The organism is Anaerosalibacter sp. Marseille-P3206 (assembly GCF_900155565.1).
Lineage (GTDB): Bacteria > Bacillota > Clostridia > Tissierellales > Sporanaerobacteraceae > FUHM01.
This window is the reverse complement of the sequence record NZ_FUHM01000002.1, coordinates 2,294,178-2,305,136: the sequence shown is the minus strand read 5'-3', so window position 1 is coordinate 2,305,136 and position 10,959 is coordinate 2,294,178. Positions and strand designations below refer to the sequence as shown.

Sequence of the window (10,959 nt, the reverse complement as noted above, 5' to 3'; positions counted from 1 at the left end):
CTCCTTAGAAAGGAGGTGATCCAGCCGCACCTTCCGATACGGCTACCTTGTTACGACTTCACCCCAGTCATTGGCCCTACCTTCGACAGCTGCCTCCTTACGGTTAGCTCACTGGCTTCGGGTATTGTCAACTTCCATGGTGTGACGGGCGGTGTGTACAAGACCCGGGAACGCATTCACCGCGACATTCTGATCCGCGATTACTAGCAACTCCGGCTTCATGTAGGCGAATTGCAGCCTACAATCCGAACTGGGATCAACTTTGTGGGATTGGCTACCTCTCGCGAGGTCGCTACCCGTTGTATTGACCATTGTAGCACGTGTGTAGCCCAGGACATAAAGGGCATGATGATTTGACGTCATCCCCACCTTCCTCCGATTTATCATCGGCAGTCCCTCTAGAGTGCACAGCCGAACTGTTTGCAACTAAAAGTAGGGGTTGCGCTCGTTGCGGGACTTAACCCAACATCTCACGACACGAGCTGACGACAACCATGCACCACCTGTCACCTCAGTCCCCGAAGGGAAAGAACTATCTCTAGTTCGGTCCGAGGGATGTCAAGCCCTGGTAAGGTTCTTCGCGTTGCTTCGAATTAAACCACATGCTCCGCTGCTTGTGCGGGTCCCCGTCAATTCCTTTGAGTTTCAGCCTTGCGGCCGTACTCCCCAGGCGGAGTGCTTAATGTGTTAACTGCGGCACCGAGGTTTGACCCCCGACACCTAGCACTCATCGTTTACAGCGTGGACTACCAGGGTATCTAATCCTGTTTGCTCCCCACGCTTTCGTGCCTCAGCGTCAGTTACAGTCCAGAGAGTCGCCTTCGCCACTGGTATTCCTCCTAATATCTACGCATTTCACCGCTACACTAGGAATTCCACTCTCCTCTCCTGTACTCAAGCCCTGCAGTTTCAAATGCTTACCACAGTTAAGCCGTGATCTTTCACATCTGACTTACAAGGCCGCCTACGCACCCTTTACGCCCAATAATTCCGGACAACGCTCGCCCCCTACGTATTACCGCGGCTGCTGGCACGTAGTTAGCCGGGGCTTCCTCCTAAGGTACCGTCATTATCTTCCCTTAGGACAGAGCTTTACGATCCGAAAACCTTCATCGCTCACGCGGCGTCGCTGCATCAGAGTTTCCTCCATTGTGCAATATTCCCCACTGCTGCCTCCCGTAGGAGTCTGGACCGTGTCTCAGTTCCAGTGTGGCCGGTCACCCTCTCAGGCCGGCTACCCATCGTAGCCTTGGTAAGCTTTTACCTTACCAACTAGCTAATGGGACGCGAGGCCATCTTGCACCGCTAAAGCGCTTTAACTTAAAATTCATGCGAATCTTAAGTGTCATAGGGTATTAATCCCGGTTTCCCGAGGCTATCCCCTTGTGCAAGGCAGGTTCCTCACGCGTTACTCACCCGTCCGCCGCTAAGTTTATATGATTCCATCCGAAGATTTCCTCATATATCCTTCGCTCGACTTGCATGTGTTAGGCACGCCGCCAGCGTTCGTCCTGAGCCAGGATCAAACTCTCATAAAAAAGTTTTACCTGAACAAATTATTTAAAATCATTAAACTCAAGGATTGTATTACGCTGTTCAATTTTCATGGTTCTTTAAGTTGCCTTATTAATATAGCATATTTGAACTTCTTTGTCAATAACTTTTTTAAATCTTTTTTCAAGTTATTTTCTTCTGCTATGTCAGCAACAATTACAAATGATATCATCTTTTGGCTCTTTTGTCAAGAGATAATTTTCATTTGTTTTGCTGTCTTTTTTCATGTGTTTCAGACAGCTTTTATAATATAACAGGTTTTTTTATCTTTGTCAATACTTTTAACAAAAATAAAAATCATATTAGTTGTTATAGCATTATTTCAACTATACTGATAAAATAAAGATATCAATATGATTTGAAAGTGGTGATTAAAAAATGGATCTTCGTCAACTAGAAACTTTTCTAGAAGTATGTAAGTATAAAAGTTTTTCAAAAGCAGCAGATAAACTCTTTATAACTCAACCAACTGTCACTAGCCATATTCAAAACCTAGAAAAAGAACTTGGAACAGTATTAATAAATCGTACTGGTAAAAATATGAGTTTAACACAAACCGGCAATATACTTTTTAAATACGCTTTGGATATTATTAATACGTGCGAAATGGCTAAGTTTGACTTAAGTTCATACAGAGGTAAAATCAATGGACATTTAGATATTAGTTCTAGTTCTGTTCCTAGACAATATCTATTACCTAAAATACTAAAAGAATTTATCTCTATTTACCCAGATGTAACGTTCTCTTTAAAAGATAAAGATTCTAAACAAGTAATAAAAAGCATTCTAAGTTGGGAAACAGACTTTGGCATAGTAGGTGCCATGTACCCATCTAATAACTTAGAATACATTGAATTAATGGAAGATAGACTTTTATTAGTTACAGCTAATAATGAAAACTTCCCTTATAATAACTTTGAAACCCTTGAATTAGATATTCTTTTTAAAGAAAATTTGATTTTCAGAGAAAAAGGTTCAGGGACTAGGGAACTCCTTGAAAAAACATTAAAATCAAATAATATTTCTAGTAGTTCTCTTAAAATCCTTGCGTACATAGAAGATACTGAAACCATTAAAAACTTAATTTCATTAGGTGCAGGCGTTAGTTTTCTATCTGAGCGTACTGTACAGGATAAATATTCGCTAGAAAGATTTAAAGTTTTTAATGTTAAAAACTTAGATCTTTCTAGAAAATTCTATTTTGTATATCATAAAAACAGACAATTATCTCCACTAAGTGAGACTTTTAAAGATTTTGTATTAGAATATACTAAAGTAAAAAATCAGGCTAAATAGCCTGATTTTTTTGCTTTAGTTCGTTTTATTTTGATTTATAAAAAGCCTTATATCCTTTATATGTCATATAAACATCTGCTTTACTTACTGCTTCATAAGGAGCATGCATGCTTAGCACTGGAACACCACAGTCTACTACTTCCATACCATAGTTAGCTAAAATGTAAGCTATAGTACCTCCTCCTCCTTGATCAACCTTACCAAGTTCACTAGTTTGCCATACTATATTATTTTCATTAAATATTCTTCTTATATAACTAATAAACTCAGCATTAGCATCATTACTTCCACCTTTTCCTCTTGAACCTGTATATTTAACTAATGTTACCCCTTTACCTACATAAGCATTGTTAAGCTTATCAAATACTTCTGGATAGTTTGGATCATATGCAGCTGCAACATCTGAAGATAATACCTTTGAATTTGCTAAAGCTCTCCTCAATTTCAAATCAGTATAATTTTCTTCTGTTAAGGATACTATCTCAGCAACAGCATCTTCAAAGAAATGTGAATGCATACCTGTATTTCCAACACTACCTATTTCCTCTTTATCAACAAATAGACCTACAGATGTTATCTCAGGATTTTCAACTTCTAATATAGCTTGTAAACATGTATAAGCACATACTCTATCATCATGACCATAGGAAAGAACCAAACCCCTATCTATACCTACATCCCTAGCTTTTCCAGCTGGTACTGCTTCTAATTCAGCAGTTGTAAAATCTTCTTCTGTTATTCCATATTTTTTATTTAGAATTTTTAAAACATTAAGTTTTATTTTTTCATCTATCTCATCATCAGCATAAGGTATACTTCCTATAATTAAATTTAATCCTTCTCCAGCAATAGCTTCATCTAATTTTTTGCTTCCTTGATCTTTGGCCAAATGTGGTAATAAGTCAGTAATTAAAAATACAGGATCAGTTTCTTCTTCACCTATAACAATATCAATTTTTTCTCCATTATTTTTAACAACTACTCCATGTAATGCAAGAGGTAATGATACCCATTGATATTTTCTAATTCCACCATAATAATGAGTCTTTAGAAAAGCCATTTCTGAATCTTCGTATAATGGATTCTGTTTTAAATCAAGTCTAGGGGAATCTATATGGGAACCAACGATATTCATTCCCTTTTCAATTGATTCTTTACCTAAAACAAATAGTGCTACACCTTTATCTTTATTGTTAGCATATACTTTCATACCGGGCTTAAGTTTCTCTTTAGAATCAATAATCTCATTTAAACATTTAAAACCACTTTTTTCTGCTCTTTTAATAATTTCTCTTGCACTTTCTCGTTCTGTTTTTCCTAAATCTAAGAATTTTTTGTAATCTTCATTAACTGAAAATAGTTCTTCTCTTTCTTTTTCTGAAATTACTTCCCAAACGCTTTTGTATTTTTTTGTTAGTTCTTCCATAAGTTTTTTGCCTGTCATTTTATTACCCCCATTTATATTTTTTTTATATTGTTTTTAAATGCAAAAATTGCTGCTTGAATTCTATCATTTACTTTTATTTTTTTAAAAATATTAGACACATGGTTTTTAACTGTTTTTTCACTGATAAATAACTTACTGGCGATTTCTTTGTTATTAAGACCTTCAGCTACTAATGTCAATACTTCATATTCTCGTTTTGTTAAAGATTCAATCTTTGCATAATCACCATCTTTTTTGTTTTTTTCATTTATCTCTCCTACTAAAGCTGAAGCAATACTAGGTTGTATGTAGGTCTTTCCATCATTTACATCCTCTATTGCTTTTATTAAACTATCTGCATCTGAATCCTTAAGAACATACCCACTAGCCCCTATTTTCATAGTTTCAAATAAATACTCTCTATCGTCGTAAATAGTAAGTATTATTATTTTTGAATTTATACCTAAATCTTTTAATCTTCTCAAAGTTTCTATTCCATTTACTTTAGGCATATTTATATCTAATAATATTATATCAGGATTATATTTCTGGGCCTTTTCAATGGCTTCCTCACCATCTCCAGCTTGGGCAACTACATTTATGTCCTCTTCTAGTTCTAGAATTTGTTTAAGACCTTGCCTTAATAGTTTATGGTCATCAACTAGCATAACTGCAATCTTTTTTTTACTCATTATAATCTTCCTCCTTAATTAATGGGATTGAAAGATATATGTTAGTTCCCATCCCTGGGGATGATTTTATTTCAAGCTTTCCATTAATTAACTCAGCTCTTTCTTTCATGCTTATTAACCCAAAACCTCCAGTTCGAACATCTCCATCATTGCTATATAATTCTAAATCAAATCCATCTCCATTATCTGACACCATTAAGTTCAATTTTTCTAATGATGCTTCTACTATAATATTTACATTAGTAGCATTAGAATGCTTCTCAATATTATTCAATGCTTCTTGAACTATCCTAAATATAGCAATTTCAAATGTAGAACCCATATGTTTTATATTGCCAATCACCTTCAATTCAACTAAAATCCCTGTTTCATTTTGAAAATTATAAATATATCTTTCCAATGTAGGTACTAAGCCTAAATCATCTAAAGACATAGGCCTTAAATCATAAATTATTTTTCTAATATCCTTCAAATTATGTCTAGCAATATTCTTTAGTTCAACTAATTCTTCTTTTGTTTTTTCTTTATCTGTTGCTAAAAGCCTTTCGCATAGTTCTGTCTTAATAACTATACTGGCCATAGATTGTGCTGGTCCATCGTGTATATCCCTAGCTAGCCTTTGTCTTTCTTCTTCCTGTGCTTCAATAATTTTTATCCCTAATAACTGCCTCTTACTTAAATCACCTACTGTAGCCAATATATCATTTAAATTTCCCTTTAAACATTCCATGGCAATCCCAACTTGGCTATTTATCTTTTCAGCTTTTTCTAATACCTTCACAGATTCTTTTAATCTAATCTCTAAATCTGCCCTTTTTTCAATTAAGCTCTTTTCCTCTTCTCGTTTCAAAGTGAGCAATACCCTAAGCTCATTAGTCTTTTCATAAGAACTTCTAATATCTTCTTCATCATAATTTTTGAAATTTTTACTAACAGAGGCTAATCTAATTCTACTACTTTTCTCTTCAACTTCTAATACATCTACTTCATAAATAACCTTTTCTGCCTTTTCTTTAACCTTTTGTAATTGTTCTTTAATATTATTACATTCATTTCTTGCATGTTCTACTATATCAAATATTTCTTCACGATTAGTTTCTATAGTAGTTATGGTATCATTAAGTATTTCATTTATTCTTTTTATATCTATATGGGTATCACTCATTATATATTGCACCTCTTATTGCTTTATTTCCATATTTTGAATTTCATCTTTTTCTTCATCACTTAATACTCTTTCTAAATCTATAAGAATTAACAACCTATTATCACCCATTTTCCCAACACCAGTAATATATCTTTTATCTACAGTTGAAATAATATCTGGAGTAGGATCTATATCATTATCATCAAGTCTAATAGTCTGAGAAGCTTCATCTACAACAAACCCTATTTGTTTTTCATTTAAGTTAATTATGATAATCCTAGTATCATTAGTGATGCCAGTGTCTTGTAATTTAAATCTTCTTTTTAAATTAATTATTGGTATCACTTTGTCTCTAAAATTAATAATCCCTTCTATAAACTCTGGTGTATTGGGAACTTTAACTGATTCCTGATAAGGGCCTATCTCTCTAACATTCATAATATCTATACCATATTCTTCTTTCCCTAACTTAAATACAACATATTGTTTTTCTGCCACATTCTTCACCCCCAATATTTTTAATGTTTTCTAAATATTATTTCTACATATTTATCGTAAATCCTTCTTTTTTTTTAAGCTTTTGCTAAACTTCTTTGAAAAAAACAGCACAATACTGTGCTGTTTTTTTTATTTAACTAATATACCCTTCTTTATCACTCTTTCCGCATGGTTTATTCCAAAATGATATATAATGTAATTTAAATTTGGTGCATCAAATATGGTTATATCAGCTTTCTTTCCTTCCTCAATACTACCCACTTCATTTTCCATGCCTAGGGCACAAGCACCATTAATGGTTACAGCAGTGATAACTTCTTCTGGTGTCAATTTCATTATAAGGGATGCAAAGCTCATTGCCAACTGTAAATTTTCAGTTGGGCAACTTCCAGGATTATAATCTGTTGAAAGAGATACTGGAACACCTGAATCAATCATCTTTCTAGCTTTTGCAAATTTGCCTGTTTGAAGATTAAAAGATGTAGCAGGTAATAAGTTAGCTATTACTTTTTTTTCAGCCATCATCTTTATCCCTTCATCACTAGCAGCTACTAAATGATCCGCAGTTACACAACCAACTTCTGCTGCAAGTTCTGCACCACCTAAAGGTTTTATTTCATCTGCATGTATTTTGGGCAATAATCCATGTTTTTTACCTGCATTTAATATCTTTCTTGATTGCTCTATTGAAAATACTGCTTCTTCACAGAATACATCACAATATTTAGCTAAACCTTTTTTACTTACCTCTGGTATCATTTCTTCTATCAAAATTTCTACAAATTTATCTGGATTTTCTTTATATTCTTCTGGAATAGCATGTGCTCCTAAAAATGTAGAAACAATATCTACTGGATGGTCTTCATTTAGCTTTTTAGCTACTTCTAACTGTTTTAATTCTGTTTGAAAATCATCAATTCCATATCCACTCTTTGCCTCTACTGTAGTGATACCAAAATCAAGCATTACATCTAAACTCTTTTTAGCCTTTTCATAGAGTTCATCAAAGGTAGCTTTCTTAGTTGCGCTTACTGTACTGTGTATTCCTCCACCCATCTTCAATATATCTAGATATTCCATACCCTTTAATTTCATTGCCAATTCATTTTCCCTTGAACCGCCATGAACTAAATGAGTATGAGAATCAACAAGTCCAGGAGTAACAGTTTTACCTCTTCCATCTATAACTATAGTATCTTTATCTATTTCTATAGTTGATGGACATTCTCCTTCCCCTACATAAATGATCTTATCATCATTAATTGCTACAATACCATTTTCAATTAATCCTATATCTCTCATTTCATCTTTGGTTCTTGGTCTATTCTCACCTTGCATAGTTATTAAATTGGAAATGTTTTTAATAATAATATCAGCTTTCATTTTACCACCTTATTCGTATATTCTTTTTTCTAGTATTTGACTATGACTGAAATCTTCTATCTTCAAATAATAATCAGCACAATCAATTAAAGCTGCCATAGGAACTAGACCTATTATCTCACTTCCTATTACATTAACCCCATATCTATTTGCTTCTCTTTCTATTGTATCAAATACTCTATAAAGAGGAGTTCTAGTATAGTCGACCATATTCATTGTAACTTGTACAATATTTCTTTCAGTTATTTCTATACCTAATGCTTTACAATGTCTGTAGCCTCCACTACTTCCTCTTATTGCCTTTGCAATCTTCTTAGCAACAGAGATATCATTTGTATCTAAGTTTACATTAAAAGCTACTAAAGGCATTCTTACTCCAACAGCTGTAACCCCAGATTTTATATTTAATTCATTAGGACCAAAATCTGGTTTCCACTTATCTTCTTTTAATTTTTCAGCCATGCCTTCATATTGTCCTCTTCTTACATCTGCTAAATTTTCCCTATGAGTAGCTGAAGCTGACTTTTCATATAGAAATATTGGGATATTAAGTTCTTTTCCTATTCTTTCTCCTAATTTTTTAGACATTTCTATTGCTTCTTCTTCAGTTACATCAGATATAGGAATTAGAGGTATTACATCTGTAGCACCCATTCTTGGATGTTCTCCAGTATGTTTAGTCATGTCAATTAATTCTGAAGCTTTTTTACATGCATTAAATGCAGCTTCAAGAACATTTTCAGGTTCACCTATAAAAGTTACAACTGTTCTATTGTGATCCTTATCAGATGAATAATCCAGCAATTTTACATTTTCCACTTTTCTCACTTCATCAACAATCTTTTCAATAAGTTCTTTATCTCTACCATTACTAAAGTTTGGTACACATTGAAGTAATCTAGCCATTTAAATTTCCCCCTTAGTTATTATTTGCTATATTTTTCATAAGTTTTGTCTATAAGATCTTTTACTAATTCATCATTAGCTATATAAGGTATTGTAATATGATCAGTATCTTTATGATTTTCATTAAATTCCATACAAGTCTTCACGGAGTTTTCATTTCTAGCCCAAGATCTTCTTGCTACTCCTCCCATAACGTCCCAAGGAATTGCAGATTTAATTATTTCATCAACTCTTTCACTACCATCAAGTACAAGCCCAAATCCTCCGTTGATAGACTTTCCTATACCTACACCACCACCATTGTGTAATGCTATCAAGCTCATACCTCTTGCAGCATTACCTGCATAGCAATGAGTAGCCATATCTGCCATCATATTACTTCCATCTTTAATATTGGCTGTTTCTCTGAATGGTGAATCTGTTCCACCAGTATCATGGTGATCTCTACCCATCATTACAGGACCTATTTCACCATTTCTAACCATTTCATTGAATTTTAGAGCAATATCTCTTCTTCCTAGTGCATCTTGATAAAGAATTCTAGCTTGAGTTCCAACAACTAATTTGTTTTCTTCTGCATCTCTTATCCAAATATAGTTGTCTCTATCTTGACCTCTTCTATTTGGATCAATACAGTCCATTGCTGCCTTATCTGTCTTTACAAGATCTTCATGTTTTCCACTTAAACATACCCATCTAAATGGTCCATAACCATAGTCAAATAACATAGGTCCCATTATATCTTCTACATAAGATGGGAATATGAATCCTTCACTTTCATCTATTCCATTTTTAGCTATTTCTTTAACTCCAGCATCATATACTGCCTTCATAAAACTATTACCATAGTCAAAGAAATATGTTCCTCTATCTACTAAAGTCTTTATTAATTGGTATTGATGTCTTAATGATTTGTCTACTAATTCCACAAATTTTTCTTTATCACTATTTAATAATTCTGTTCTTTCTTCAAAAGTCAAACCTTGTGGACAATATCCACCATCATATGGTGCATGACAAGAAGTTTGATCTGAAAGTAATTCTATATTTATATTATTATCAACTGCATACTCAAGTAAATCAACGATATTTCCATGATATGCCAAAGCTATAGTTTCTTTTCTTTCCATATAATCCTTAGCTATTTTAAATATTTCTTCTAAATTATCAGATGACTTATCTATCCAACCTTGATTTAATCTTGTTTCAATTCTAGAATAGTCAACTTCTGCTATTATGCCTACTCCATTTGCAATTTCAATTGCCTTACCTTGAGCCCCACTCATTCCACCTAGTCCTGAGCTTACAAAAATATGTCCACTTAAATCTCCATCTTCAGGTATACCCAGTTTCAATCTACCAGCATTTAAAATGGTATTGTAAGTTCCATGAACAATACCTTGTGGTCCAATATACATCCAACCACCAGCTGTCATTTGTCCATAGTTTGCAACTCCCATAGCTTGAGCTTTAATCCAATGTTCTTGGTCATCAAACATACCAATCATCAATGCATTTGTAATTATAACTCTAGGGCTGTGCTTAAAGGATTTAAACAATCCTAGTGGATGACCAGATGCAACCACAAGAGTTTGTTCATCAGTAAGTTCTTCAAGATATTTCTTTAATAATCTATATTGCATCCAGTTTTGACATACTTGACCTGTTTCCCCATATGTTACAAGTTCATAAGGATATAATGCTACATCAAAGTCCAAATTGTTGTCAATCATTACTTGAAAAGCTTTACCTTCAATACAATTTCCTTTGTATTCATCGATTGATTTTCCTTTAATATTTCCTTCTGGTCTAAAACGATATCCATAAATTCTTCCACGAGTATAAAGTTCTTCTAAAAATTCTTTTGCCAATGTTTCATGTAATTCTTCTGGTACGTATCTAAGTGCATTTTTTAAAGCTATTTCTGTCTCTTTCTTTGTAAGTGTAAATTCTCTTTTTGGTGCCCTCCTTATACCTTCAACAAATTCAGGCATTTCAGGCAATTCATTGTCTAGCTTAATTGTCATAGCTTTTGAAATATCAAAGTTATTTACCAT

General features: G+C 33.8%; 9 protein-coding genes and 1 rRNA gene. 1 reads left to right on the top strand and 9 read right to left on the bottom strand.

Annotated elements, in window-relative coordinates:
* Positions 1 to 8 precede the first annotated feature (8 nt).
* Positions 9 to 1,538, bottom strand: a 16S ribosomal RNA gene (locus tag BQ9840_RS12350).
* Between the two features lie 65 nt (positions 1,539 to 1,603).
* The gene (locus BQ9840_RS13005; protein WP_255371039.1) at positions 1,604 to 1,726 is read right to left on the bottom strand and encodes a hypothetical protein; all 123 of its coding nucleotides are present in this window, start codon (positions 1,724 to 1,726) and stop codon (positions 1,604 to 1,606) included.
* A 206-nt stretch (positions 1,727 to 1,932) separates the two neighbouring features.
* On the opposite strand from BQ9840_RS13005, the gene BQ9840_RS12345 reads away from it, so the two are divergent.
* Positions 1,933 to 2,850 (top strand): selenium metabolism-associated LysR family transcriptional regulator, encoded by a 918-nt coding sequence (locus BQ9840_RS12345; RefSeq protein ID WP_077370057.1) that lies wholly within the window; start codon positions 1,933 to 1,935, stop codon positions 2,848 to 2,850.
* A gap of 25 nt (positions 2,851 to 2,875) precedes the next feature.
* On the opposite strand, the gene BQ9840_RS12340 is transcribed toward BQ9840_RS12345, so the two are convergent.
* The 7 genes from BQ9840_RS12340 to BQ9840_RS12310 all read right to left on the bottom strand — a co-directional run bounded on the left by BQ9840_RS12340 (position 2,876) and on the right by BQ9840_RS12310 (position 10,959).
* The gene (locus BQ9840_RS12340; RefSeq protein WP_077370056.1) at positions 2,876 to 4,294 is read right to left on the bottom strand and encodes an aminopeptidase; all 1,419 of its coding nucleotides are present in this window, start codon (positions 4,292 to 4,294) and stop codon (positions 2,876 to 2,878) included.
* Positions 4,295 to 4,308: 14 nt separating this feature from the next.
* A complete protein-coding gene (locus tag BQ9840_RS12335; RefSeq protein ID WP_077370055.1) occupies positions 4,309 to 4,968 on the bottom strand; it encodes a response regulator in 660 nt (219 codons plus the stop codon).
* A complete protein-coding gene (locus tag BQ9840_RS12330) occupies positions 4,961 to 6,133 on the bottom strand; it encodes a sensor histidine kinase (RefSeq protein WP_077370054.1) in 1,173 nt (390 codons plus the stop codon). Before BQ9840_RS12330 ends, BQ9840_RS12335 begins: the two co-directional genes overlap by 8 nt.
* Positions 6,134 to 6,148: 15 nt before the next feature.
* Positions 6,149 to 6,613, bottom strand: coding sequence for a chemotaxis protein CheW (locus tag BQ9840_RS12325; RefSeq protein WP_077370053.1), 465 nt, complete (start codon positions 6,611 to 6,613; stop codon positions 6,149 to 6,151).
* 129 nt (positions 6,614 to 6,742) lie between these two features.
* Positions 6,743 to 7,996 carry an imidazolonepropionase gene (gene hutI / locus BQ9840_RS12320; protein WP_077370052.1) on the bottom strand — a complete coding sequence of 418 codons (1,254 nt, stop codon included), beginning with the start codon at positions 7,994 to 7,996 and terminating at the stop codon, positions 6,743 to 6,745.
* Between the two features lie 9 nt (positions 7,997 to 8,005).
* A complete protein-coding gene (ftcD, locus tag BQ9840_RS12315) occupies positions 8,006 to 8,902 on the bottom strand; it encodes a glutamate formimidoyltransferase (protein ID WP_077370051.1) in 897 nt (298 codons plus the stop codon).
* Positions 8,903 to 8,922: 20 nt separating this feature from the next.
* On the bottom strand, positions 8,923 to 10,959 hold the full coding sequence (locus BQ9840_RS12310; RefSeq protein ID WP_077370050.1) for a urocanate hydratase: 2,037 nt from the start codon (positions 10,957 to 10,959) through the stop codon (positions 8,923 to 8,925).